The sequence below is a fragment of the Sporosarcina koreensis genome, assembly GCF_042655825.1.
GTDB classification, from domain to species: Bacteria; Bacillota; Bacilli; order Bacillales_A; family Planococcaceae; genus Sporosarcina; species Sporosarcina koreensis.
Genome location: NZ_JBHSNP010000011.1, coordinates 47,894 through 73,264, shown reverse-complemented (window position 1 = coordinate 73,264; position 25,371 = coordinate 47,894). Strand labels below are relative to the sequence as shown.

The 25,371-nt window shown below is 43.8% G+C and carries 27 protein-coding genes; 8 read left to right on the top strand and 19 right to left on the bottom strand.

Features of this window, described 5'->3' with window-relative positions; translation table 11 throughout:
• Nucleotides 1-55: 55 nt before the first annotated feature.
• Entirely contained in the window at nucleotides 56-1,411 is a 1,356-nt protein-coding gene (locus ACFPTP_RS06935; protein ID WP_381443211.1) for a Mur ligase family protein, read from the bottom strand.
• Between the two features lie 172 nt (nucleotides 1,412-1,583).
• Between ACFPTP_RS06935 and ACFPTP_RS06930 the strand changes: the two genes are divergently transcribed.
• Nucleotides 1,584-2,315: an amino acid kinase family protein gene (locus ACFPTP_RS06930; RefSeq protein ID WP_381443209.1), complete on the top strand. Its 732-nt coding sequence runs from the start codon at nucleotides 1,584-1,586 to the stop codon at nucleotides 2,313-2,315.
• Between the two features lies 1 nt (nucleotide 2,316).
• Here ACFPTP_RS06930 and ACFPTP_RS06925 read toward each other — a convergent pair whose 3' ends face one another.
• Nucleotides 2,317-3,399 carry a CAP domain-containing protein gene (locus ACFPTP_RS06925; protein WP_381443208.1) on the bottom strand — a complete coding sequence of 361 codons (1,083 nt, stop codon included), beginning with the start codon at nucleotides 3,397-3,399 and terminating at the stop codon, nucleotides 2,317-2,319.
• 267 nt (nucleotides 3,400-3,666) lie between these two features.
• Between ACFPTP_RS06925 and ACFPTP_RS06920 the strand changes: the two genes are divergently transcribed.
• Together ACFPTP_RS06920 and ytvI are read left to right on the top strand one after the other, a co-directional pair.
• Nucleotides 3,667-4,032, top strand: a complete 366-nt coding sequence (locus tag ACFPTP_RS06920; RefSeq protein WP_381443206.1) for a YugN family protein — start codon at nucleotides 3,667-3,669, stop codon at nucleotides 4,030-4,032.
• Between the two features lie 112 nt (nucleotides 4,033-4,144).
• Nucleotides 4,145-5,203, top strand: a complete 1,059-nt coding sequence (gene ytvI / locus ACFPTP_RS06915) for a sporulation integral membrane protein YtvI (RefSeq protein ID WP_381443205.1) — start codon at nucleotides 4,145-4,147, stop codon at nucleotides 5,201-5,203.
• Between the two features lie 49 nt (nucleotides 5,204-5,252).
• Here the strand turns inward: ytvI and ACFPTP_RS06910 are convergent, their stop codons facing one another.
• The 7 genes from ACFPTP_RS06910 to cyoE all read right to left on the bottom strand — a co-directional run bounded on the left by ACFPTP_RS06910 (nucleotide 5,253) and on the right by cyoE (nucleotide 11,802).
• Nucleotides 5,253-5,714 (bottom strand): DUF420 domain-containing protein, encoded by a 462-nt coding sequence (locus tag ACFPTP_RS06910; RefSeq protein ID WP_381443203.1) that lies wholly within the window; start codon nucleotides 5,712-5,714, stop codon nucleotides 5,253-5,255.
• Nucleotides 5,715-5,748: 34 nt separating this feature from the next.
• Nucleotides 5,749-6,663: a cytochrome c oxidase assembly factor CtaG gene (gene ctaG / locus ACFPTP_RS06905; RefSeq protein ID WP_381444193.1), complete on the bottom strand. Its 915-nt coding sequence runs from the start codon at nucleotides 6,661-6,663 to the stop codon at nucleotides 5,749-5,751.
• Nucleotides 6,664-6,838: 175 nt separating this feature from the next.
• Nucleotides 6,839-7,186 carry a cytochrome C oxidase subunit IV family protein gene (locus ACFPTP_RS06900; RefSeq protein ID WP_381443202.1) on the bottom strand — a complete coding sequence of 116 codons (348 nt, stop codon included), beginning with the start codon at nucleotides 7,184-7,186 and terminating at the stop codon, nucleotides 6,839-6,841.
• 1 nt (nucleotide 7,187) lies between these two features.
• On the bottom strand, nucleotides 7,188-7,814 hold the full coding sequence (locus ACFPTP_RS06895; protein ID WP_381443201.1) for a cytochrome (ubi)quinol oxidase subunit III: 627 nt from the start codon (nucleotides 7,812-7,814) through the stop codon (nucleotides 7,188-7,190).
• The gene (locus tag ACFPTP_RS06890; RefSeq protein ID WP_381443200.1) at nucleotides 7,814-9,688 is read right to left on the bottom strand and encodes a cytochrome c oxidase subunit I; all 1,875 of its coding nucleotides are present in this window, start codon (nucleotides 9,686-9,688) and stop codon (nucleotides 7,814-7,816) included. Before ACFPTP_RS06890 ends, ACFPTP_RS06895 begins: the two co-directional genes overlap by 1 nt.
• A gap of 32 nt (nucleotides 9,689-9,720) precedes the next feature.
• Nucleotides 9,721-10,785 carry a cytochrome c oxidase subunit II gene (gene coxB / locus ACFPTP_RS06885; protein ID WP_381443199.1) on the bottom strand — a complete coding sequence of 355 codons (1,065 nt, stop codon included), beginning with the start codon at nucleotides 10,783-10,785 and terminating at the stop codon, nucleotides 9,721-9,723.
• Nucleotides 10,786-10,884: 99 nt separating this feature from the next.
• Nucleotides 10,885-11,802 (bottom strand): heme o synthase, encoded by a 918-nt coding sequence (cyoE, locus tag ACFPTP_RS06880; RefSeq protein WP_381443198.1) that lies wholly within the window; start codon nucleotides 11,800-11,802, stop codon nucleotides 10,885-10,887.
• Between the two features lie 338 nt (nucleotides 11,803-12,140).
• Here cyoE and ACFPTP_RS06875 point away from each other — a divergent pair, with 338 nt between their 5' ends.
• Complete coding sequence (locus ACFPTP_RS06875) at nucleotides 12,141-13,046, top strand: COX15/CtaA family protein (protein ID WP_381443196.1); 906 nt, start codon at nucleotides 12,141-12,143, stop codon at nucleotides 13,044-13,046.
• Nucleotides 13,047-13,096: 50 nt separating this feature from the next.
• Here the strand turns inward: ACFPTP_RS06875 and pyc are convergent, their stop codons facing one another.
• The 3 genes from pyc to ACFPTP_RS06860 form a co-directional block, all read right to left on the bottom strand.
• Nucleotides 13,097-16,534, bottom strand: a complete 3,438-nt coding sequence (gene pyc, locus ACFPTP_RS06870; protein ID WP_381444189.1) for a pyruvate carboxylase — start codon at nucleotides 16,532-16,534, stop codon at nucleotides 13,097-13,099.
• A 25-nt stretch (nucleotides 16,535-16,559) separates the two neighbouring features.
• Nucleotides 16,560-17,726: an FtsW/RodA/SpoVE family cell cycle protein gene (locus ACFPTP_RS06865; RefSeq protein ID WP_381443195.1), complete on the bottom strand. Its 1,167-nt coding sequence runs from the start codon at nucleotides 17,724-17,726 to the stop codon at nucleotides 16,560-16,562.
• 81 nt (nucleotides 17,727-17,807) lie between these two features.
• Nucleotides 17,808-18,089: an Fpa/YlaN family protein gene (locus tag ACFPTP_RS06860; protein WP_252503717.1), complete on the bottom strand. Its 282-nt coding sequence runs from the start codon at nucleotides 18,087-18,089 to the stop codon at nucleotides 17,808-17,810.
• 191 nt (nucleotides 18,090-18,280) lie between these two features.
• Here ACFPTP_RS06860 and ACFPTP_RS06855 point away from each other — a divergent pair, with 191 nt between their 5' ends.
• Nucleotides 18,281-18,781, top strand: a complete 501-nt coding sequence (locus ACFPTP_RS06855; RefSeq protein WP_381443194.1) for a peptidyl-prolyl cis-trans isomerase — start codon at nucleotides 18,281-18,283, stop codon at nucleotides 18,779-18,781.
• An 18-nt stretch (nucleotides 18,782-18,799) separates the two neighbouring features.
• Complete coding sequence (locus ACFPTP_RS06850) at nucleotides 18,800-19,003, top strand: YlaI family protein (RefSeq protein WP_381443193.1); 204 nt, start codon at nucleotides 18,800-18,802, stop codon at nucleotides 19,001-19,003.
• Between the two features lie 384 nt (nucleotides 19,004-19,387).
• On the opposite strand, the gene ACFPTP_RS06845 is transcribed toward ACFPTP_RS06850, so the two are convergent.
• The 3 genes from ACFPTP_RS06845 to typA form a co-directional block, all read right to left on the bottom strand.
• Complete coding sequence (locus tag ACFPTP_RS06845; protein WP_381443191.1) at nucleotides 19,388-20,002, bottom strand: hypothetical protein; 615 nt, start codon at nucleotides 20,000-20,002, stop codon at nucleotides 19,388-19,390.
• 450 nt (nucleotides 20,003-20,452) lie between these two features.
• Nucleotides 20,453-20,785 (bottom strand): YlaH-like family protein, encoded by a 333-nt coding sequence (locus tag ACFPTP_RS06840; RefSeq protein WP_381443189.1) that lies wholly within the window; start codon nucleotides 20,783-20,785, stop codon nucleotides 20,453-20,455.
• 67 nt (nucleotides 20,786-20,852) lie between these two features.
• The gene (typA, locus tag ACFPTP_RS06835; protein ID WP_381443188.1) at nucleotides 20,853-22,694 is read right to left on the bottom strand and encodes a translational GTPase TypA; all 1,842 of its coding nucleotides are present in this window, start codon (nucleotides 22,692-22,694) and stop codon (nucleotides 20,853-20,855) included.
• Between the two features lie 96 nt (nucleotides 22,695-22,790).
• On the opposite strand from typA, the gene ACFPTP_RS06830 reads away from it, so the two are divergent.
• On the top strand, nucleotides 22,791-22,976 hold the full coding sequence (locus tag ACFPTP_RS06830; protein ID WP_381443186.1) for a YlaF family protein: 186 nt from the start codon (nucleotides 22,791-22,793) through the stop codon (nucleotides 22,974-22,976).
• 25 nt (nucleotides 22,977-23,001) lie between these two features.
• Here ACFPTP_RS06830 and ACFPTP_RS06825 read toward each other — a convergent pair whose 3' ends face one another.
• The 3 genes from ACFPTP_RS06825 to ACFPTP_RS06815 all read right to left on the bottom strand — a co-directional run bounded on the left by ACFPTP_RS06825 (nucleotide 23,002) and on the right by ACFPTP_RS06815 (nucleotide 24,269).
• A complete protein-coding gene (locus tag ACFPTP_RS06825; protein ID WP_381443185.1) occupies nucleotides 23,002-23,127 on the bottom strand; it encodes a hypothetical protein in 126 nt (41 codons plus the stop codon).
• Between the two features lie 13 nt (nucleotides 23,128-23,140).
• Nucleotides 23,141-23,932: an inositol monophosphatase family protein gene (locus ACFPTP_RS06820; RefSeq protein WP_381443184.1), complete on the bottom strand. Its 792-nt coding sequence runs from the start codon at nucleotides 23,930-23,932 to the stop codon at nucleotides 23,141-23,143.
• A 139-nt stretch (nucleotides 23,933-24,071) separates the two neighbouring features.
• Entirely contained in the window at nucleotides 24,072-24,269 is a 198-nt protein-coding gene (locus ACFPTP_RS06815; protein WP_381443183.1) for a hypothetical protein, read from the bottom strand.
• Nucleotides 24,270-24,428: 159 nt separating this feature from the next.
• On the opposite strand from ACFPTP_RS06815, the gene ACFPTP_RS06810 reads away from it, so the two are divergent.
• Nucleotides 24,429-25,055, top strand: coding sequence for a YktB family protein (locus ACFPTP_RS06810; RefSeq protein ID WP_381443182.1), 627 nt, complete (start codon nucleotides 24,429-24,431; stop codon nucleotides 25,053-25,055).
• A gap of 36 nt (nucleotides 25,056-25,091) precedes the next feature.
• Here ACFPTP_RS06810 and ACFPTP_RS06805 read toward each other — a convergent pair whose 3' ends face one another.
• Entirely contained in the window at nucleotides 25,092-25,364 is a 273-nt protein-coding gene (locus ACFPTP_RS06805; RefSeq protein WP_381443181.1) for a UPF0223 family protein, read from the bottom strand.
• Nucleotides 25,365-25,371: the final 7 nt, after the last annotated feature.

Here is a 25,371-nt window from a genome sequence, read left to right as displayed (position 1 = left end):
ATTCCAACTTATCATACCAGAAAAAGCGTTTCCTGTGCATCCATTCCGGTTTGTTTTATATCTTCTTATTGCACAATGCAGCCTTTGCGACTTCATAATCAGAAAATGTAAGAAGTTCTTGACCGATCTGCTGCGTTTTTTCATGCCCTTTCCCGGCAATCAAAACAATATCACCGGCTTTCGCTTGTGAGACAGCTTTTTCAATTGCCGCCCTTCTATCCATCTCGACGATGACTTTTTCCTTTCCATAGCCAATTCCATTAAGGATTTCTTCTATTATGGAAGAAGGCTCTTCATTTCTTGGATTATCTGATGTGATTATTACTTTTGTGGAATATGTCGCAGCCACCCTTCCCATTTGCGGACGCTTCCCTCGGTCTCGATTGCCTCCACAACCGAATACGGTAATCAATTCTCCTGTAGATTCATCCAGCAGGGAAGTCAAAACCGTTTGAAGAGCATCGGGTGTGTGTGCATAATCGATAAAAACAACCACTTCCCCTTCACGCAACATTTGCAGTCGCCCCTCCGGCAATACAAGCTCGTCACAAAGGGGCAATGTTTCACAATGATTCCAACCAAGTATGTTCAGAACAGTGATTGCGGCGAGGGCATTTAACCGATTATGCTTTCCGGGCAATAATGTCGGATATAAATGGCAAGGCACAACCCTTCCTGCAGCCATCAGCTCATTGAAAAAGTGGACGGGTCTATCTGCTCCATCGATCATCTGCACACATTGCAGATCATCCCCGTTAACTACAAGATTCTTCGCCATCGTAGTCAGTCTTTTTTTCGCTGCAATATAGGCTTCCTTGCTGCCATGCTCTTCATAATGATCAACCCCGATATTGAGGAAAACTCCTATATCAATCTTACAATGATCCAATCTTGACGTGGATAATCCAAGGGAAGATGCTTCCATCACTATATATTTCATGCCAGCATCCAAGCATTGCTTTAACAGTGGATGTAGAAACTCTGCTGGCAATGTCGTCATTTCCGGCACATCAAGGAAGACTTTCCTGCCGTTCATGAAAAGTCCGGTCGTCCCGATGACCGCTGCCTGTTCTCCAAGCATCGTCAATAATTGGCCGATGAAATGCGTGACAGTCGTCTTGCCATTCGTTCCTGTCACAGCAATGATTGTCATTGATTCAGATGGATTCCCTGCGAGTTTGGCACTGGCATGAGATATGAACTTTCTTCCGTCTGGCACAGTAATCAGTGTGATATCCTGGATTGAATCGAAATTCACGTTTTCATTTCGATCGATGACGATTGCAACAGCACCTCGTTCAATCGCTTCTTGGACATGCAAAATCCCATCGTCCCGAGCTCCTTTCCTCGCGACGAAAATGAATCCATCCTTCACTTTTCCAGACCTCTCCGTAATGCCGTAAATCGGCACACCGACACTTCCCGAAACCGTACAGGGCCAATCTTTCAAGATCTCAGATAATAACAGAAGCCCCCTCCCCTTCCCGAACAATTTTCATGAATAGCGAATATATTGAGAGCGAACCATACTTTATCGTATGAAGAAAATGGAACGAACGACACGAAGAAAGTTGGGAGCTTAAATGATAGTTCAAAAATTTGGCGGAGTGGCCATGAAAGACAAACAAACTAGAAAAATCTGCATCGGTCACATCAAATCTGGATTGGAAAACCATCAAAATGTCGTTGTAGTCGTTTCAGCAATCGGAAGAGGAGATGACCCATACTCCACAGATCGGTTATTACGTCTAACTGACGCATTTATCTATTCCAAAGCTGCAAGTGACCTCGCCGCCTCATGTGGCGAGCTTATCGCATCAGCCATCCTATCAGCCGAACTGGAAGAGGCAGGCGTCCCTAACAGGATACTACATGGAATTCAAGCGGGTATTTGGACATCCGGGGATTTCGGCGATGGAACGATCAGTGATGTTGATCCTACAATGATCGTCGACAGCTTACAGGAATCCGGTTGTGTCATCATTCCAGGTTTCCAAGGAATCAACGAATTTGGCCAGGTGATGACAATTGGCAGGGGTGGCAGTGACTTATCCGCCATAGCATTAGGCGGGGCTTTGCGTGCATCGCATGTGGAGTTTTTCAAGGACGTTCCGGGTGTCATGACGAGTGATCCCCGTTTCGGTGCTAACGCCAAAAAATTGGACGAAATGAGCATCCATCAATTGTTGCCGCTCTTGGAAACAAATCATCCCGTCATTCAAAAGCGCGCGGCCATTTATGCAATGCAAAAAGCGATACCTCTTTATGTAAGAGGCATCGCTTCCAATGAGAAAGGGACCTGGATTTTGCCGTGAATCATTTTTGCAAATCACCTGGCCTGTTTTCTTTCTTGTCAGATTTTATCAGTACTTGCGTGTAGTACTTTCCATATGCCCCTGTGCCGATATCAGTTGCATCCGAATCCAACAAAACATTACGGTGCGCGGGAGAATTCAGCCAACCATGGACTGCTTCAATAGCATCCACATAGTTGGCGGCGATATTCTCCCCGGCTTTTTTATGTTCAATTCCAAAGCTTTTCAATCGGTCGGACAAGTTCCCTGCAGATGGTGATTCATGAGAAAAATAATTCTCAATCGCCATATCCTTACTATGGTTTTGGGCAAGCAATGATAGCCAGTAATCATTATTGAGCGACTTAAGGCCATGACGCTCCCGATAACCATTCGTCAATTCAACAATTTGCCTCTCCATTGAACGGTCAACTTCCATTTGTACCGTCGACGATGGGCGTTCAGCTGTGAACAATTCACCCATGAATTCCATGTCATAAGGCTGGTGAATGACGAGCGTCTTCGGATCGATGAATCGGACACTTTCAATAATTCCATCTGTCGAATCTACATAAACTTGCGCATACAGGTTTTCATACTTAAGCAGGATCCGATCCTTCAAATCCTGGCTATTCAATGTAAACGTATAAATATTTTCATCCAGTATCACATTAACTTCAGACTCGATGATTGAAAATCGGAATACTTCATTAATATTTTGCCCGATTACAATTGGCGATAGATCAGCATCCGTATCGGCGCTGAAAACCTGATTGACTGTACCGTTTCCGACTCCCGCCATTATTCGAACATCATTCGAGTATATCCACCAGTCATAACCGTAAGCTGAAGGTTCAATACGATCGGGCTCTCCCATTGCTTTAATCAGTTTTTCCGAAGATTTCCCGACAAACGTGGAAAGTCCAGTTTCCGGCCGTTTGGGACCAGCTGTCAGTTCAACAACTTCCTTATCCGGCGCGGGGATAGCCGTTCCATGCTTAACCGGCGACTCCAAAGGTTCATTTTCCTGCACTCTACTCCCCATGAAATAAAACAGCGCGAGAAGGACAACGAGTAATAATCCAATTTTCCATAGTACTTTCAAGTCTTCTCGCCACCTTCCATAATATTGACAAAAAACCTTAAATTCTTGATGAATAGTATTAGTTTGAGTATAAGTCAACTATCGTGAATTTCAAGTGCCAAAGTCATCACCGCATAAGATTGAGTCTTCCATGCATAGGAGGATGTTGCATAGAGGACGTTTAGAGGCGCTTATGACACAATGTTGTCATTGCAACTAACACTGTTTTGTTCTATGATAAATAAGTATAGGCATTCGACTGGATGATTATGAAGGAGGACTTGAACGATGTATATTGAAAATACAGGGATTGAAGGCATTGTTGCTGAATTGTCAGTACTAGATGAAATCATGCTGAAACACGATCTTGTACGTGCTGGACAATGGGACTATGAGCGTGTGACATACGATAAGAAATACGTAATCAAGGAAGGCACTTATTACTTGCGCGTATTCGGTTTCACTCCCGATGGAGACGTTGACACTCGGGATGCAATCATGCATCTTAAAAAACCTGTAATCGGCAAGCACTACTATCCACACGGTGTAGAGTATGGTGAGGGCGAGCACTTCCCTGCAGGTCTTGTGAAAGATTGCGAAGCGACACTTAAAGCGGTCTTAGAAGATCTGAAGCCATATATCTTATCAAAATAAGCATTTTATTAACGAAAGTCGGGGAACTAATTGTTCTGCGGCTTTTTTTACCTATTCATTCCTCTGAATTTTGGTTATAATGAGAGCAATGAACAATTTGGAGGAATGACCGTTGTCCCGATGGCTTACAAAAAGGAATATACTATTAGTTACTTTGCTTATTATTGTCATATTACTATTTATTTTTATTCTCCCTATTTCCGTACCGATCATTTTAGCCCTTCTGACGGCCCTTCTGTTTGAACCACTCGTCAAATTGACCGAAACGAAATTTAAATGGAAGCGCAAAATGTCGGTCATATCCGTCTTCATTTTCATCTTGGCCATTCTTGCAATCAGTATCTATTATACAGTCACCTCCTTGATAGGTAGACTTATTCAATTCACAAAAGCCGCGCCCGACTATTTAAACAAGCTGTCCGGGGTTTGGATCGATTTTCAAAGCAAGCTGTTTGTCTACACTTCAGGGCTGCCTGATGATGTTGTGAGATCGGCGCAGGACGGGTTCAATGATATTTTGGATTCATTCCGGAAATCCTTATTGGAATTATTCAATTCTGATAAAATCGTTGCACTTGCTTCTGAAATTCCGAACTTCCTAGTGAGCCTTATCGTTTATATGATCGCCCTTTTCCTTTTCATGCTTGAATTGCCGGAATTGAAAAAGATGGTGTTCCGACATTTCACGGAAGATACAGCGAAAAAAGTCCGTTATATGACAGTTAAATTGAACTCGGTCATTTTCGGTTTCATGAAGGCACAATTGCTTGTCAGTTTTATCATTCTTGCGGTGACATTCGTAGGATTGCTGATCATCGCACCTAAATATGCATTGATCATGTCCATTGTCATTTGGATAATTGATGTCATCCCGATTTTGGGTTCCATCATCATTCTTGCTCCTTGGTCATTGTATCAGTTTGTAAGCGGAGATATAGGCATGGGGACAAAGCTGGCCGTTTTGGCTGCGATCCTCTTGATTATCCGACGCACTGTTGAACCTAAGGTGATGGGCAACCAGATCGGCTTATCCCCTCTTCCAACGCTTATCGGCATGTTCATCGGGTTGAAGTTATTCGGTGTGCTCGGTTTCTTTATCGGACCGATGATTGTCATTTTATTCAACACAGCAAGAGAAGCAGGCATTATCAAGTTGAATTTTAAAATATGAAACGTAAAAACCGGCAAGGAACAATTTCCTTTGCCGGTTTCTTTTGCTGTCATATTCCTAAAATGGCTTTGATCATCGATGTTGTTTCTCCGCCTTCATAGAAGACATATAACAGTAAGTAGACAGCTACACCTGTAATTGCTGTGAAGAACCAGACGATGCTTGTGATTGGTCCGATTTTGCGGTGTTTGTCCAACTTATCCTTCAAACCCCATTTGATCGTCAAGACACCCATGACGGCCCCTGTCGTAGAGAGGATGATATGGAAAATAAGGAAGACTGTATAATATATCTTCAGATTTTCCGGGCCTCCAAACGCAGTGTTGCCGACGAAAATCGTACGGGAGGCATAGATGATGAAAAACAGGACTGCCGCAACGGCTGCAGCTAACATTGTCTTCTTATGGGCATCAATCTTCTTCTGCAGGATTAATTTCCATCCAATCGCAACAAGGATAGCGGATAAAACAATGAAAAATGTGCTTAAAGTCGGTAAAAAAGGAACATTCATCGCATAATACCCCTTTAAAAATCAAATTGGATCATTAGCCATGCATTCGCAGGCTTTGTCTTTCCAAAAGATCTTTCTTTGTAATTTCGTCTGCGTTCATCTGCTCCTCACGGTACCATTTAATGAAGATCTTTCCGATGACGACGACGTAAATAAGCTCCTGGATAACTTTCATAATAATACCGCCCAATTGTTGATCATACAATGTCGGCATGTTTGTAAATAATTCCGGTCCTGAAATCGATAGACCTGAAAGCGTACCGGCAGGCACACATAGGGCCATTGCCTGCAGCCATGCTTCTCCGCTGCTGTACGTTTCATAGACAGGCACGTCCACGAAGATGATTAACGAACAGGCCGGCGTAATCAGAATTGCGCTTAGGATGACATATCCGATTTTCTTCAGACCATGAATTTGCGGATGGTCTTCCAACGTATTTAATATCGGCCACCAAAGGAAAATTGCCGAGATAAATAACGTGATGGTGAAAATGGCATGTAAGAATACGTTCAATTTAATATAATCCAACACCATCGGATAGTGGTTTAATGAGAACATGATCGTGAAAACCATAAGGCTTATAACAGGCTTCGTGAATAGTCTTACAATCTTATCAATGATCTTGACACTGAGCACTTTTTTCCAGATGAAATGCGGGATGCCGATGATTAAAAATGGGGCTACCATCAATAAAAGAAGCGCCATTTGCGTCATGTGCACAGAGAACAAGATATGGCCGAGAAGATCGACCGGCGAACCTTTCAAAATATACAGCAAGACCATCGCGGCAAGGAAGAACCTGATTTCCCTTTTGGTTACGGGTTCGTTCCCCTCAAACCAATGTCCCCATTTTTTCGTCAAAAGAAAATATAAAACAATAAGCAGTACGATCGATAAAAAGAAATAAGGACTCCATAATGCGCGAAATCCGAATATGCTTAAAGGCATCATTGCCATCGCTCCTTTAAATGTGTCTTTTTCTATTATAAAACGAATAAGACGCGGAACACAATGAACGAACTTTGACAATGCACCATTTTTGACCGGAATGTGGCGAATGGACACAAACCCATCGCAAATACAAAAAAGCCTGTGGAATGATCCACAGGCTCTTTGTTATTGATTACCACCAAACGATTGTTACGAATGTCAAAGGGATGAGGAAGCCTAAAAGTGCTCCCGTATACATGAACATTTGAGGAATGCCATGTCCTTTTTCACTCATATGCATGAAATAGTACAGTTGCAAGCCGACTTGTACAGCTGCAAACAGCATTACCATTGGAATGATGAAAAACTTCGAAAACCCGGCAACGCCCGCTTCAAATGCTACAACCATGGAAAATGATACAAGTGTCAGGAAGATCATAAGAGAAAACATCATGACCTGATCTCGCATCGATTTTTTCGCACGACGTTGAGCAAGTTTCTGCTCTGCAGGTGTACGTTTGTAAACTTGGATCTCTGCCATCTTAACCTACCACTCCCATCAAGTAGACTACAGTGAAGATGAATACCCATACAACGTCGATGAAGTGCCAGTACAATGAAAATGTGTAGTACTTCGTAGCGTTATAAAGGTTCAGACCGCGTTTCGCATTACGGAAAATCAACAATGTAATCCACACAAGGCCAACAGCAACGTGGAAACCGTGTGTTCCGACAAGCGTATAGAACGCGGAACTGAAGGCACTGTTGTTATATGTGAAGCCAAGTTTTACATAGTGCGAGAACTCATATACTTCAAGCATGAGGAAGCCAAGTCCTAGGAATGCAGTAATGGCAAGCCAAAGTTGCATTTTCTTGAAGTTGTAGTTACGCAAATGATACATGGCGAACACACTCGTCAATGAAGAAGTCAATAGTAACATCGTCATGACAAAAACTAGAGGTAATTCATAAAGCTCTTGAGTCGAGAATCCAAAACCGCTTGGACCCGAGTTTTTCAATGCAACATACGTCGCGAAAAGCGTTGCGAATAGGATTGTCTCTCCCCCAAGGAAGAGCCAGAAACCGACAAACTTGTTTTTCGCTTCAAGTGTCGCTTTTTCTGGATGATCGGGCCAAGTTTCAGGAGTGAATTTCTTATTCAAATCCATTATTTTTGACCCCCTTTACGTTTTAGATCACGGAGAATCTCATCTTTTTTAATGTAGTAGCCTGTATCATCTTTCAATGAACGAGCACCCATCATCAAGAATGTCCAGAGAAGACCTAGGATTAGGACAGGCAGACCCCATGCGTGCTCAGTGCGGAACATAGCACCGAATCCAGCTACGAAGAGACCGAATGTCATAAGGAACGGAATGATCGATCCGTTCGGCATATGGATGTCCTTGATCGGTTCAGCTGCCGTTATACCTGTTTCATTTCCTTCCATTTTCTCGATCCAAACAGTATCAAGACCACGGACAAGCGGAGTTGCCGGGAAGTTGTAGTAGATCGGCGGAGATTCGATCGCCCACTCAAGCGTACGGCCGTCTCCCCACGGGTCGTTTGCAACTTTTACATTCTTTACAGAAGTTACGATGATATTGTAAACGAGTACAATGACACCGATTGCCATCAAGAATGCACCAATTGTACTGATAAAGTTTGCCGAGTTCCAACCTTGTCCGTCCATAAACGTCCAAACACGGCGTGGCATTCCCCAGAATCCAAGCCAGTGCTGGATAAGGAATGTCATATGGAAACCGATGAAGAAGAACCAGAATGTAACCTTACCTAATGCTTCGTTCAACATCGTACCGAACATTTTTGGCCACCAATAGTGTGTTGCAGCCAAGATCCCAAGAACAACCCCACCTACGATGACGTAGTGGAAGTGAGCTACGATGAAATAGGAATCATGCAATTGATAGTCAAGCGGTGCAGCACCTTGCATGACACCCGTTACCCCACCCATTACGAAGGAAGGGATGAATCCGAGCGCATATAGCATAGGAGTTGTAATCGTGATGCTTCCGCCCCACATTGTCAATAGCCAGTTAAAGATTTTAACCCCTGTCGGAACAGCGATTGCCATCGTGGCAACAGCGAAAATTGCGTTCGCAGTCGGTCCAAGACCTACTGTAAACATATGGTGAGCCCAAACCATGAATCCAAGGAATCCGATCAACACAGTCGCGAAGACCATGGATGGATATCCGAAGAGACGCTTACGGGAGAACGTCGAGAAGATCTCCGAGAAAATACCGAAAGCAGGCAAAATAAGAATGTAAACTTCAGGGTGACCGAAAATCCAGAAAATATGCTCCCAGATGATTGTGTTACCACCCATTGTATGATCAAAGAAGTTTCCACCGAACATACGGTCAAATGTCAGGAAGAAAAGACCGACAGTCAATGGAGGGAATGCAAACAGAATCATTGCAGATGCTACAAATGTTGTCCAAGTGAACAACGGCATACGCATGTATGTCATACCTGGAGCACGCATGTTGATGATCGTGACAAGGAAGTTAATCCCCGCCATGAGCGTACCACCCCCGGCAATTTGCAAACCGATCGCATAGAAATCAACACCATGACCTTCTGAAGCAGTGGATAGTGATGCATAAGATGTCCATCCCGCATCAGGAACTTGCTGGAAGAACCATGATAGATTCAGGAATAGTCCCCCGAAGAAGAACATCCAGAACCCTAAGGAGTTAATGAATGGGAACGCAACATCACGTGCACCTATCTGCAGAGGCATTATCGCGTTCATAAATCCGAATAATATAGGCATGGCCGCTAGGAAAATCATCGTCGTTCCGTGCATTGTTATCAAGTCATTGAAAAGACCAGCACTGACGAAATCGTTGTTCGGCTTATGAAGCTGCCAACGAATCAGCATCGCTTCAATACCGCCGACCACGAAGAAGAATCCGCCACCAAGGAAGTAAAGGATTCCGATCTTCTTATGGTCGACTGTAGTCAGCCAGTCCCATAGCGTTGCGCCAAAACCCTTTTTTTGAGCAACTGAACTCACTTTGTTTACCTCCTCTTCAAAATCACAAAAGATTATTTTTCAACAGATAATCCCATTAAGTATTCAGCCAATGCATCCAATTCAGAATCGGAAAGCTGATCGGCAAACTCAGGCATTTTATTGCCCGGTTTATGTTTCTGAGTATACTTGATCCAATCGATCAAATCCTCTTTTGTATGATCCATGAAACCGGCAACCCGGTTACGATCACCAAATGTCGCTAAGTTCGGTCCCACTGCACCGCTTTCACCAACACCTGAAGTGGCGTGACATCCGATACAGCTTTGTTTGAATACTTCTTCACCCGCTGGATTTGCAACGACTTGATTATCACCGGATGCCTGCATTGCAGCTACCCAATTGTCGAATTCAGCACGAGGCATCGTCTTCACTTTGAAGTCCATCAAAGCATGCGAAGGACCGCAAAGTTCAGCACATTTACCATAGAATACGCCGTCTTTCAACTCGCTAGAGTCTTTCTCGAATACCAAATAGAATTTGTTGACGTTTTCTACGTTATTATCCAGTTTTCCACCGACTGCCGGGATCCAGAAGGAGTGTTTCACGTCTGCGGCAATCAGGTTGAAGTAAACCTTTTCATCCATTGGTACAACTAATTCTTGTGCCGTTACAATACCAAGGTCAGGATATTCAAACTCCCACCAGTAAAGTTTCGCCGTTACATCAACGACTAGGTTTTCAGCATTCCCGTCGTCATCCACAGCGCCCATCGCAGTGACATCCCCAAGTTTATATGTGTAGTAAACTGTTGGGACGGCTAGCAATAAGATCAATAGAATCGGGATGATCGTCCATACAAGCTCAAGCGTATGACTTCCTTCAACTTGTTCAGGAATATGATCTTCACCTAATTTCGAACGTCTGAAACGCACTAATGCGACTAGATAAATTGCTACAACAACAATAATTACGAGCAACATTATTCCTGACGACAATAATAGCAAGTTGAATTGGTCTTTACCGACTTGTCCGGCAGGCAGAAGCGTTGAAAGTTCTTCTTGTCCACACCCTGCAAGGAAAACTGTCAGTACAGCCAATAGAGAAAAGAGACGCCACTTTTTGAGTCCTTTCATCATCGCTAACTAATACCTCTCTTTCTAAAAAAATGTTTTCTTCAATGAGGACTGTTGACCTCTCTATAATGAATTCCTGTCAAAAAGAAAGAATTCCATCAGTTAGATGAATATCGAAAAAATGATCATTGCGACGAATAGGATCGTCATATAGTTCAAGGAAAAGATGAACATGGATGTAGCCCATTTCAAATCATCCTTCGCATTGAATCCTCTGATCGAAAAATATATCCATCCGATATTCAGAGCCGTTGCCAGCACAATGAATCCGATACCGAGCTCCGAAAGAAGGAAAGGCAGTGGAAACAGTAGTAGAATCCAGCCAAAAATCGACTTCTTCGTCCTTTCAAATCCTTTCACTACTGGAAGCATCGGAATGCCGGCTTCCCGGTATTCCTCAGTCCTACGCATTGCTAATGCATAAAAATGTGGCGGCTGCCATGCAAACATGATGAGGAACAGCGCCCATGCACCCATGCCAAGAGATGGTTCGACCGCCGCCCAACCGATCAGTGGCGGTATGGCCCCAGAGATGCTGCCTACAACCGTATTGCTGACATGCTTTCTTTTCGACCACATTGAATAGAGTACAACATAGCTGAATACACCTGCAAGTCCCCATAGTCCTGCCGCTGGTGATGCAGCAAATAACATCACTTCGCCTAAGGCAATGAAAGTGAACGCCAGTGCCAAGACAGCCGGTGCTTTAAATCTGCCGGTGACCGTTGGCCGTGACTTAGTTCTTGTCATGACGGGATCGATATCCCGATCAATCAGATTGTTCAAAGCCGCCGAGCCCGCGATAATCAATCCCGTACCGAAAAGTCCATACAGAAGCAAGTCCAAATTGCTGATGAAACTTTTGCCCGTGAATTGGAATGCAAGAAAAAGACCGGTGAATGTTGTAATAAGGTTTGAATTCACAATGCCGATTTTAATAAGTGCTAGAAAATCCTTCAATATGGATGTCGATCCGATATCCGGTTCAACGGATGAAGAAATCGCTCGACCGTTTGACATATGTACCCTCCTTTCAAGGAATGTCGGCAAGGACCGCTATACTTAACTATATCGAATTCCGGCAATAATTTCTATATATAACCCGAATTTCGCCCGTTATGTAACCCGATATGTGAAGTATATATGTCATTATGAATTGTTTCGCCTTATCTATAGTAAATCATTTCCCCATGCCTTTTGTGAAGTTAAAGGGTCTATTTTATGAACAATTTGTGAAAAAGCGGTATGCAAAGCCATTTTTGGCCAATATGCGTTGTTTTTTCGCATTTTTTTCGCTATCATCAACAAACGGGGCCTTTTTTCATAATGGTCATCATTTCATAAAGAAGGTGTCTTGTTTGCGATTTAATAAATATTTGAAATGGTTCGGAGTCGCCTCAACAATTGGCATGCTGCTGATCCTGTTGGGCGGAGCTCTTGTTACAAAGACAGATAGCGGGATGGGATGCGGAAGGCATTGGCCAGGCTGTAATGGTCAGTTGATTCCGGATGAAATCACCCCCGAAGTCCTTATTGAATTTTCACACCGTGTCGTTACTGGATCGGTTGGCATTTTAATCGTTGTCCTGGCAGTTTGGTCTTGGAAAGCGATCGGGCATAAAAGGGAGACAAAGCTACTTGCCTTTTTGGCAATCTTCTTCTTGATTTTGCAGGCATTGATCGGAGCTGCTCAAGTCCTTTGGGGACAAGGCGACTTCATTCTTGCACTCCATTTCGGCATTTCGCTCATTTCTTTTGCATCCGTATTTCTTCTTACCTTGCTTGTTTTTGAAGTCGATCAGAAATTTGATGCAGACAAGCTGGCAATCGGCAAGACGCTCAGATTCCATACAATCGGCGTTACGATCTATTCCTACATTGTCGTGTACACGGGAGCGCTTGTGCGTCATACTGAATCCGAATTGAGCTGTACGGATTGGCCGATGTGCAAGAACGGGGATTTCTCGTTGCCGGCTAACTTCTGGGAATGGGTGCAGATGAGTCATCGTACGGCTGCCGCTTTGATTTTCATATGGCTAGGGATTATTGCCATTCATGCGATCAGGCATTATAAAAACCAACGGGTTATCTATTGGGGATGGATTGCTGCTTTCATTCTTGTGACATTGCAGGTTTTGGCGGGCGCATCGGTTATTATTACGCGTTTAAATCTTTATTTAGCTTTGGCGCACTCGTTGTTTGTGATTCTTCTGTTTGGCCTTTTAACTTATATGGTGCTTCTTGTTTCAAGGAGCAGGCAGTAAAATTAATGAAGCACCCGCGTGGAAATCCATGCGGGTGCTTTTTTCATTCATTAATGTTCTAGCTCTAATAGTAGATCCCCTGTTGAGATGGCGTCGCCTGGGGTGACGTGGATTTCTTTGATGATTCCATCGAATGGCGCTTGGATTGTCGTTTCCATCTTCATTGCTTCCGTAATCAGCAAGTGTTCCCCTCTTCTGACTTTCGCACCTTTGGAAACCGCGACTTTCAATACGGTTCCCGGCATTGTTGCTGCTATATGGGAATCATTGGACGGATCCGCTTTTTGCTTGCGGGCTACATCCGACTCAACATTGATGTCTTGGATGATGACCTCCCTCGGCTGGCCATTCAGCTCGAAGTAGATGATACGTGTACCATCTGTTTGTGGCTCACCGATGGAGACGAGCTTGATGATAAGCGTCTTCCCTCTTTCGATCTCCACTTCGATTTCTTGGCCCAACCTCATTCCGAATAGGAATTCCGGTGTGTTGATGACGGAAATGTTTCCGAACTCCTTTTTCATTGCGGAATATTCTTCGAACACTTTCGGATAGAGCGCATAGGCGAGCGCATCTTTCATAGTGGAAGGATGTCCGAGAAGTTCTTCCGTTTTAAGAAGAAGTGCTCCAAAGTCCACGTCATCCATTAATTCCCCTGGACGGACAGTAATAGGCGTACGCCCTTTGAGAATGACTTGTTGCAATTCTTCTGGGAATCCTCCGTACGGTTGGCCGATAAACCCACTGAAAAACTCGATGACGGATTCAGGGAAGTCAATCGATTGTCCGCGTGTGATGACGGTTTCCTCATTCAAATCATTTTGAACCATGAATAACGCCATATCCCCTACAACTTTAGAAGACGGAGTCACTTTAACAACGTCGCCGAAGAGCATATTTACACGCGAGTACATCTTCTTGACTTCTTCCCATCTTTCCCCGAGGCCGACAGCTTTGGCCTGCTGTTGCAAGTTGGAATATTGTCCGCCCGGCATCTCATGTACATACACTTCGGAATGTGGGCTTACCATGCCGCTTTCAAAGTTTTGGTAGTACTTCCTGACATCTTCCCAGTAATACGATAAAGATTCGAGTGCATTGACGTCGGCCTTCACTTGGCGCTTGCCGTTTTGCAAGGCGTAATATAATGAGCTGGCGGATGGCTGTGACGTAAGACCGGCCATGGAGCCGAGCGCCGTATCGACGATGTCCACCCCTGCCTCTACCGCTTTTGCGTACATGTAAATGCCGTTTCCGCTCGTATCGTGAGTATGAAGATGAATGGGTATATCGACAGTCGCCTTCAACTCCGAAATAAGCCGGTAAGCGGCTTCGGGCTTCAGTAGGCCGGCCATATCCTTCAACGCAAGAATATGGGCTCCCGCAGCCTCAAGTTCCTTCGCCATTTCTTTATAATAGGCAACCGTATATTTCGCTCTTGAATCATCCAGGATGTCCCCTGTATAGCAAAGCGCAGCTTCTGCGACCTTCCCTGCTTGCCGGGTTGCATCGATTGCCACTTCCATTCCTTTGATCCAGTTCAGGCTATCAAATATGCGGAAGATATCAATGCCCGATTCTGCTGCGGCTTTGACAAATTCACGGATGACATTATCCGGATAATTCGAATAGCCGACAGCATTTGCGCCGCGGAATAACATTTGGAATAATACATTCGGAATTTGCTCTCGAAGCTTTGTCAGCCTTTCCCACGGATCTTCCTTCAGGAAACGGTACGCAACGTCGAATGTTGCTCCTCCCCACATTTCGAATGAAAACAGATCCGGTAACAGCCTTGCCGATTCGGAGGCAATGTTCGTAATATCTGAAGTGCGGACTCGCGTTGCAAGCAATGATTGATGTGCATCCCGGAACGTGGTATCTGTCAGTAGGACATCATCCTGCTCTTTAATCCATTTGATTAAACCTTCAGGACCACTCTGATCGAGTATTTGCTTTGTGCCAGCCGCAGGTGGTGCTAGCAAGTCCACTTCTGGCTTCCTCGCTGAATGGAATAACGGTTTCGATTGTTTTTCGATTCCCGGGAACCCATTGACAGTCACATTCCCCAAATAATTTAGTATTTTCGTCCCGCGGTCTTTCCTAACCGGGAACTCGAATAATTCAGGAGTGGAGTCGATGAAGCTTGTATCATAATTGCCGGTCAGGAAGCTTTCATGACGGACGACATTTTCAAGGAACGGGATATTCGTTTTGATTCCCCGGATCCGGAATTCCTGAAGGTTCCGGTTCATCTTTGCAGCCGCGTCCCTGAATGACGTGCCCCAAGTCGAAACTTTTACAAGGAGGGAATCATAGTATGGAGTGATGACGGCCCCTTGGAAGCCGTTCCCCGCGTCGAGGCGGACACCGAAGCCCCCACCAGACCGGTAAACCATCAGCTTGCCAGTGTCAGGCATGAAGTCATTCAATGGATCTTCCGTCGTCACCCTGGATTGGATTGCATAGCCGAACAATGGAATGTCCTCTTGTTTAGGAATGGCCGCTTCTCCTTCGTGGAGATTTCCGCCATTGGCGATATGAATCTGCGCATGGACGATATCGATGCCCGTCACCATTTCAGTGATCGTGTGCTCCACTTGAATGCGCGGATTGACTTCGATGAAATAAAAACTTCCATCCGCAACGAGGAACTCGACAGTCCCCGCATTGATATACGAAATGTTTTTTGCCAACTTGACAGCCGCATCGCAAATATCATTGCGAAGTTTGTCGTCCAATGAAATGGATGGAGCAATTTCCACCACTTTCTGATGACGACGTTGGATTGAACAATCGCGTTCATACAGGTGCACGACATTGCCGTATGTATCACCTAAAATTTGAACTTCAATATGTTTTGGCTTATTAATGTATTTCTCTACATACACTTCATCTGAACCAAACGCCGATTTAGCTTCAGATCTTGCACGTTCATATGCTTCAAGCACCTCGTCTGCGGAATTCACAATGCGCATCCCTCTGCCGCCGCCGCCTAAAGATGCTTTAATGATGATTGGGAACCCGTGTTTCTCTCCGAACGAGGCGACTTCCGCTACAGAAGAAACAGGTCCATCCGTGCCAGGAATTACTGGGATTCCTGCCTTTACTGCTTGCTCCCTAGCCTTCACCTTGTCCCCGAACATATCAAGATGCTTTGACTTCGGTCCGATGAAAATGATGCCCTCTTCCTCAAGCCTGCGTGCAAACTCCTCGTTCTCAGCAAGGAAGCCATATCCGGGATGGACAGCGTTTGCCCCCGATGATTTTGCAATCTTGATGATCCCTTCAATATCCAAATAAGCATCGATCGGTTTTTTGCCTTCTCCGACCAGATAAGATTCATCTGCTTTATAACGGTGGAAAGATCCCCTATCTTCTGCCGAATAAATTCCGACAGTCGGTATCTCCAATTCAGTGCACGCGCGAAAAATACGAATGGCGATTTCACCGCGGTTTGCTACGAGAATCTTCTTAATTTGACCCATTTCCACCATGTAAGCACTTCCTCTTCTATTTATTTTTTTGATATTTTACGAACATTGACACATTCATCAATATTCCTAAAGACAAAGATAACAGAATCATCGAAGTTCCGCCATAACTAATAAACGGCAATGGAACTCCTGTAAGTGGAATAAGCCCGGTCAGGCCCCCGATATTGACGAATGTTTGGATTCCGATGACACTGCCGATTCCAGCTGCCAGCATCCTCGCCTGCGGATCCTTTGCCCGCATTGCAATAGAAAGAGCGCGCAAAACAATGAACCCTAGCCCGCCAATGACGATTATCGTTCCAAAAATGCCCGTCTCCTCCGAAATGACCGCCATGATGACATCCGTTTGCGGCTCAGGCAAGTAGCCCATCTTTTGAATCGAGTTTCCTAGACCTAGACCTTTGATTCCTCCGGTCCCTATCGCAATATATCCATTTGCAATTTGATAGCCCGATCCTTGGACATAATCGAAAGGGTTCAAGAAGGCTTGAATTCTCCCTTTTCTTCCATCTGTCATGATTGTATCCCAGGCAAAATAAAGAACGGTGATAACTGGAATCATGGCAAGAATTACGATACCGCTCAGCTTCGTGAACGTCTTAAGCTTAATGCCGCTCGCCGCGATGACTGAAAAGGCGCCCATGATAATAATGAAAGACGTACCGATATCGGTTTCCATCATGATCGAGCCAATCGCTAAAATAAGAATGCTGACTGGCGGGCCGATTGATTTATTAATAGAATCGAGCGTACCCGCTTCATATTTTTTCGCAAATACACTCGCAAAATAGACGATGATGACAAGCTTTGCAACTTCCGAAGGCTGGATGCTGCCCAAGCCAGGTAATTTAATCCAACTTTGCGCACCTACATGTTCGCCGGAGCCAAGGAAATGGACGAGAACAAGGAGTATAAACATGATGACAATTGAAAATATCATCAATTTCTTTCGTTTATAATTCTGGAAAGGAAAAAAGGAGGTCAGCAGGAAAGCAGGAAATGCAATTGCAAGATTCAATAATTGTCTCTTATAAAAATAATCAGGTTCATAACCATATCGATTGACCGCCCATACCATGCTAGAACTGTAGATCATCACAAGCCCGAAAAGGCTAAGTACTAGATATACAGTAAATAATGGAAAATCAAAGTTCCGCAACATTTTTTTAAAGTATCTTCCCATCGGACTTCCCCCAACTTTTCTATCAATTTCGCCTCAAGTTAAATAAAAAACTCAAACCGGTAATGAGTTTGAGTCTTTCGTTTATTTATTTGTATATAACTCATGCAAGACATTCATCTCTTTTTCAAGCAACGAAAGGATTTCCTTTCCTTTCTCACGTTCAATCAAGCCCAGTTTGACAGCGAAGTCAATCTCCCTGGACAAGCCATACATTTGCGTATCCAACACTTCCTCGTAAAGCGGGCACTGAGGCATCGTCAAATGATCCATCTGTACTTTTATGAGTTGTGCAATTTTATCCGCATCAGCTTGAAGCTGTTTTAATGCTTTTTCCTGATAGGTTTCCTGTAATTCAATATCCATGAGGACGCCCCCATTCACCTATTATCCTTACGTGGTGATTATGAATAAATTGTATCTTTCAAGAGGGTAAATTGCAAGTGTTTCCCTTTTGAACATCATGCGTAAATTCAATGGCTTTCCACTTTCAATCTGAAGCGTTATACTAAATACAATATGGAAACGCTCATTTAGTGTTGTAGGAGGCTATTCACTTGGAAACAATCATCACGATAAAAGGCAATGTAAAGCATTCAATCACGCTTGATCCGACAGTATGGATCTTTGATGACCGTAAAGTCGACTTGAACACTTTCTTTACGGAAGCATATGTCGAAAGAGATGAAGAAGAAGAGTATAAGAGAAGCATGGGCAAACATTGGTCCCGTGAAATCATGGAAGGGGCCACGTTCCCGCCAACGTTGAAAACGGAAAAGAAGTTTGACAGACAGAAGATGGTGACTGGCACATTCGGTATCTCTGTTGACCATTTCATTAAAAATGCAGTACCCTCGGAAGACGCTAAAACGATCACATTTCTGACGATGGATGGAGCGGAGGAAACGTTCCAAGTTTCAGAAATCGGCAATTTCCTATTCAAATTCAGCCAAGACGGCAAGCCGTTGACGGATGACGGGCCAGCCCATCTACTTTTCAAGGATGGTTCAAATATCGAACAGCCTTTACGAAAAGTAACTGGCATCGTCATCGACTGACACAAAGGAGTGTAGCTTATGCGAGTCAAATGTGTCCTTTGCGATGAAATCGGACAGCTCGTGGATGATGCCCCTCTCGCAAAAAAATTGAGGAATCATCCCATTAATACGTATATGTGCGCTAGTTGCAGCGAGCGGATTACGGAGCAAACAAATGTAAGACTTTCCACCGGAAAATTCATTTTCCACCGCAGCTCCCATAGTGCGGAAGAGAACTTCTGATTAAAAGAGATTGCTTAGAAAGTCAATTAATACAGACTTTCTTTACAGCAATCTCTTATTAATTTTGGATTATTTTAAAACAAAAAATGCAAGTAACCGTTGATTTCCGCTACAGACTGCACGCTTTCCGGAGGGCGTGCGCTGAACCAACCCGGAATTCAAAGATATGCTCGTAACGCTGCGCTTTTACTCGCAAAAGCCGTTCTCCGTAACGGCTTTCGCTGCGCTTCCGTTGGTTGTTTCACCTGTCCCGCTGATCCTCCCGGAGTCGGCAGTCTTCCGCTTCAATCAACTAAAGATCTCACTAAAATGCAAATGCACCCGTTAGCAGAAAAGAAAACATTATTGTTAAGCACTCGGTAAGTATGAAATTACTTATCCTGATTAATTAACGTGAAACTTCAATCTTCTTTCATCGAAGGTTTTTTCATCTTCAGTTCCAAATCCGTAACCATCAAAAATAATTGAATTTACTGGAACGAGCGGAGTTAATGCTATTCTCCATTTATTATCCTCTAATACAAGAACCACAAAAAAATAGTTAACCCCATTTATGTGATACTCATTTTCTTGGTAAACCTTATAATCAACCGCAACATAAAACACTTTTTTATTGCTAAATTGCTCCATATAACGATTTGGTAAATATTTTTCAGCATAATCATATGGTAATTCTTTCAACATTAATAATCTAGCATTTTTAATATTGAGTAAGCCTAACTTTCTTTCCTGGTTTTCTTTATCATCCATAAAGCATTTCAGTTCATTTGCTTCTTCCTTAACATACCAATTATCAACATTTGTCCATCGACTGGTATCAATATCAATAAAATAGTTGCCGATTACTTCTATTGCGGATTTATATTCAGCTTCGGCGGTGCTTTCCCCGATCGATTTAAAAGTATCAATCAGATTTGCATTAACTGTGACATAATTCAACCCACAAATTAATAAACAAAATAAAACCAATAGAAGAGGACTGCTTTTGATCAATTTCATCACCTTAGATAATGTTTAAGGTTAGTATGTCCAGTTCAATTACATCAATCCTTCATCACCTATCCTGATTCTTTAGTCAACCAAGAAAAAAGGACTGGCAAAGCAGTTCTGCTCTTCCAATAAGCACTTGATTAATGAGTCGTCATATAATAAAAATGTTGAGCAATGCATGCTTTATACACAATACACTCCGTTACTTGGAATGCAGGCGCCGACTCCTGCGAAAGCCGTCACGAAGAACGGCTTTTGCGAGCAAAAGCGTAGCGTTGCGAGCAGGATGCCTCAATTTCTGCAAAAGGCGCAGAAATACGGCAAATCGAACCCTTCGCGGTTCGATTGGCTCAAGCCATGCCCGCGGAAAGCGAGCGCCAGAATGGAAAGTAACATGTTATAAGCATATAAAGGCGTAGTAAGAGAATTTGACAGTTATTAAACAAAAAACTCCACCAGTCAAACGGTGGAGTTTTCTTTATGTTCGTTCATCCTGCGGAGTCTATAAATGATCAAAATAAGCGCCGCAACGATGAGTCCTTCGACGATCGGAAGGAATATGGCGAAAAACGTCAAAATGATGCAGCCTAAAAAGAGGAAGCTATAGACGACAACATTTTGCCAAAGCTTGATTTTCCGTGCGAATCCCAGCTTATAAACAATGGCGGAAAGGATGAAAACAACCGCAAACAACAAGATCCCTGTCATGGAAGACGAAGTCATCTCATAAATCATCCGAACAACTGGTGACATGGCTTCGATTGTTTCTGCATCCCCGATTTTACCATTCATGTAGCACATTCCCTTCTAAACAAAGCGATTGTACGCATTCTTTTTTAATGCTTTCTATTAGTATAAATCACTCACCGAGTTTTTTCTTCTTTTCAGCACGTTCGCGTTCGTTTTTATCAAGGATCTTCTTCCGCAAACGGATAGACTGAGGCGTCACTTCACAATATTCATCGTCTCCGACATACTGCAAAGCTTCTTCCAATGACAAAATCCGTGGTTTTTTCGTCGTCACTGTTTGGTCCTTCGTAGCTGACCGGACGTTTGTCGCATGTTTGACTTTAGTCAGATTGATCGTCAAATCGTTATCACGGTTGTTTTCCCCAACGACCATTCCCGCGTAAATTTCCGTACCCGCTTCGACAAACATAGTTCCACGGTCTTCCAACTGCATGATACTGTATCCAGTAACTGTTCCTGTCTCCATCGATACGAGCACGCCATGTCGACGGCCGCCGACTCTACCTTGCGCTACAGGTTTGTAGGAATCAAACGTATGGTTGATGATCCCGTATCCTCGCGTAAGCGATAGGAACTCTGTGGAATAACCGATCAGACCGCGTGCAGGAACGAGGAAGATCAAACGGACTTGTCCATTGCCGTTATTGATCATATCTTGCATTTCGCCTTTACGCTCGCCGATCGATTCGATGATGGATCCGGTATATTCTTCCGGTACATCAATCTGTACACGTTCGACAGGCTCACAACGCACCCCATCGATCGTTCTGATAATAACTTCCGGTTTCGACACTTGAAGTTCGAATCCTTCGCGTCGCATATTTTCAATCAAGATGGAAAGATGGAGCTCTCCACGTCCCGATACAACCCACGCATCCGGTGAATCTGTCGGTTCAACACGTAAAGAAACATCTGTCTGCAATTGCTGTTCAAGTCGCTCTTCGACCTTTCTCGCAGTCACCCATTTGCCTTCTTTCCCTGCAAACGGACTATTATTGACGAGGAAAGTCATTTGGAGTGTCGGCTCATCAATATGAAGGTCCGGCAACGCCTCCAGATGATCGACCGGACAAACCGTTTCACCTACGTCAAGGTCTTCCATACCTGAAATAGCGATCAAATCACCTGCATAGGCTTCTTGGATTTCGATTCTTTTCAACCCTAGGAATCCATACATTTTCGTCACTCGGAAGTTTTTTGTTGATCCGTCACGTTTTAGAACCGTCACTTGCTGGCCGACTTTCATCGTCCCTCTAAATACGCGGCCAATACCGATACGACCGACATAATCATTATAATCGAGCAAGGACACTTGGAATTGAAGCGGCTCTTCCCGATTATCAATCGGAGCAGGGATATGTTCAACAATCGCGTCGAACAACACTTGCAACGTATCTTCCTGATCAGCTGGGTCCGGCGAAAGGCTCGCTGTTCCGTTAAAACCGGAAGCATAGACAACTGGGAATTCAAGTTGTTCGTCATTCGCATCCAATTCGATGAATAATTCAAGCACTTCGTCGACTACTTCTTCAGGACGGGCAAAATCGCGGTCGATTTTATTGACTACGACGATTGGTTTTATATTGGATTCCAGTGCTTTTTTCAATACAAACCGAGTTTGCGGCATACACCCCTCAAAGGAGTCGACGACTAAGATGACACCATCGACCATTCGCAAGATCCGTTCCACTTCTCCGCCGAAATCGGCATGTCCCGGTGTATCAAGAATATTGATTTTCGTTTCTTTATATTCGACCGCTGTATTTTTCGCCAGGATCGTAATACCGCGTTCACGTTCAAGATCATTTGAGTCCATGGCCCGTTCTTCCACATGTTCATTCGACCGGAAGATTCCGGATTGCTTCAAAAGCTGGTCAACTAACGTTGTTTTTCCGTGGTCAACGTGGGCGATGATTGCTATATTTCGTAAATCATTACGATTGTTTGTCATGTTTTCACTCCGTTATCTTTTATCAGATGATTAACTGTGTTATTATAGCACATGAGAACAGGTTTAAAAAACATTTTATTCGGGAGATGTTTCACATTGAAGGATATTAAATGGGTTTTCGTATTCTATTCCCTTGCCGCGGTCGCTGCTATGAGCGGTATCGGCATTGCTGTCGGTATGCGTAGTATCCCCGTTGCCATAGTCGCTATCCTTGCTCTTATCTTCGTCATGGGAAATGGATTCAAGACGAAGAAAAAAATGCGCGAACAAGGTATCTTGTAACTATAACTTATGAAAGGGACTGCAGTCATGCAGCCCCTTTTTTATTATCCAGCTTCGGGCGGCAGCTGCTCGGGTCATAAGTCAGCTCTGCTGCACGGCAAAGACCGCCGTTTCGCAGATCCGCCTTATGCCTGTCACAGCTTACCGCCACCCTCCGCTTTTGTTTATTTGAGTTTAATATAGTTTCGTAGAATTTCGTCATGCAGACCGGGCCTTGCGACGATAAAGGTGTCCTGACCGAGCAGATGCGGTTGTTCGCCTTTCAAATTCGTAGTGACTGCGCCCACTTCCTGCGCAATGACCATCCCCCCTGCAATGTCCCACGGGGATAATCGCAATGACAAATAGGCGTCAATCCGGCCGGATGAAACATATGCAAGCTCTATAGCCGCTGAGCCGTATGATCTTGTTCCCCTGCAATGACGCACCATATCTGCAATCGGTCCATTTTCAATTCTTCGGTTTGGCGCGACCCAGCTCGCATTTACACCAATGACTGCCTCCGCAAGCGGCGTCTCTTGAAGGACAGGCAGTCTTTCATCATTGAAATATGCCCCTTCATCTTTAAACGCATGATAGAAATCATCATTCATCACATCATATATATATCCGAGCATGCCGATTCCATCGGCATAAATACCAAGGGAGATTGCAAAATTCCTTTTCTGGTGGACGAAATTCATCGTTCCATCAATCGGATCCAGCATCCATATAACGCCATCAAGAGACTCAATTTCGTCGCCAAAACCCTCTTCTCCGAATATCCGGTGTTCAGGAAAATCCCTTTTGATTCGGCTAATGAAAAACCGTTCTATTTCCCGATCGATATTTGTAACGAGATCATTTGCTTCCGCTTTCGAATCGACATCGATCGTACTAAAAAAAGAAATCCGGATTTTGTGGCCTGCTTCTTTTATTAAAGATTTCGCATACCTGTCAATCGCTCCCCAATTCATGTCAACACCTCATCATCTACATGCAAGTTATTTTATTATAGCATAGAGCCTATTCCCAAACAAAAAGGCGACCTCGCACTGTCCCCCCCGGATTGAAGAGTTTCAGTGAAGGCGCCTAATTCGGTTCAACGACTTTCGGTTAAGCGAAAGCATTGAAAGTCTCCAGCTCACCATGGATTTCAGTGAGTCTCGTTTTGCTTTTCTCGATTTGCTTGGCGTCGCTTTCCTGTACAGCGTCATACAGTGTAGCCAGTTCATAGTCCAATTCGAGATGCAGAAGTTTGACATATTCCTTTTCAATTTCAGCTTTACGAATAATATGGACAACTTGTTTCATTACTAACACCCCTTTGAATGTGATTTTCTTCAACGATGCATTTACTTACTTCTAACTTATGCTGTCCGGGTTGCTTTGGTTAGTTATAAGCCTTCTTGTATAAGATTGTTCCCCATTTTCTGTTACGATAAACGTGGATATTGAAATGGAGGTATTAAATTGACACAAGGTTTTTGGACAACTGATGATTTTAATGTCTTTTCAATTGAAGGACTAGAGCATAGGATGAATGCACTTCAAACGAAGATCCAGCCAAAGTTTCAAGTGATTGGCGAACAAATTTCAACGTATTTATCATCCCGCGGGACAGGAGAATTTTTTCCACATGTCGCAAAACATGCAAGGCGGACAGTCAATCCGCCGAATGACAGTTGGGTTGCATTCGCTACGGCGAAGCGCGGATATAAGGCATTGCCCCACTTTCAAATCGGATTATGGGGAACGCATCTATTCATCATTTTGGCGGTCATTTACGAGAATCCCGACAAGAAGGGAATTGCTGAAAGGCTTAGTCAAAACGTTAATGTGCTAACATCTTTACCTGAAGGCTTCGTCGTCTCGGGCGACCATATGAAGCCCGAGGCGTTCAACATAAATGAAATCGGCACTGATGGTGTGGAACGTTTATTGGATAGATTAGCATCAGTTAAAAAGGCGGAATTCATTATCGGCAAACATCTTTCCCCCGATAATGCGACGGGACTTTCGGAAAAGGAGTTCTTCAATTTCGCAGAAGAGACGATTGCTAGACTTTTCCCTGTTTACGATATTATAATCGGAAACTAAAAAGAGAGCGGATGCATAATTATGCATCCACTCTCTTCATTTGAAGGATATGGAATCTCCATCGGTGCCTTCTTTGGCTTTTTTGACGATTCTGTAACTGTTAAAGCCGCTCGCTTCTTCAAATTCCTTGAAGATTGTCTTCTCCTCCGCAATGGAAGGGACGACTTTCTTGAATTTTTTGTAGGCATCCATGAAGGACGACCTTTCAATTTGTGCCTCATAAGCTTTCTCTACAACTTGAAAAAATGCGACTACATCAATGATTTCTTCAGTTGTCCAATGATGACTGAGGGGATAGTTATAATCCAATTTCTTC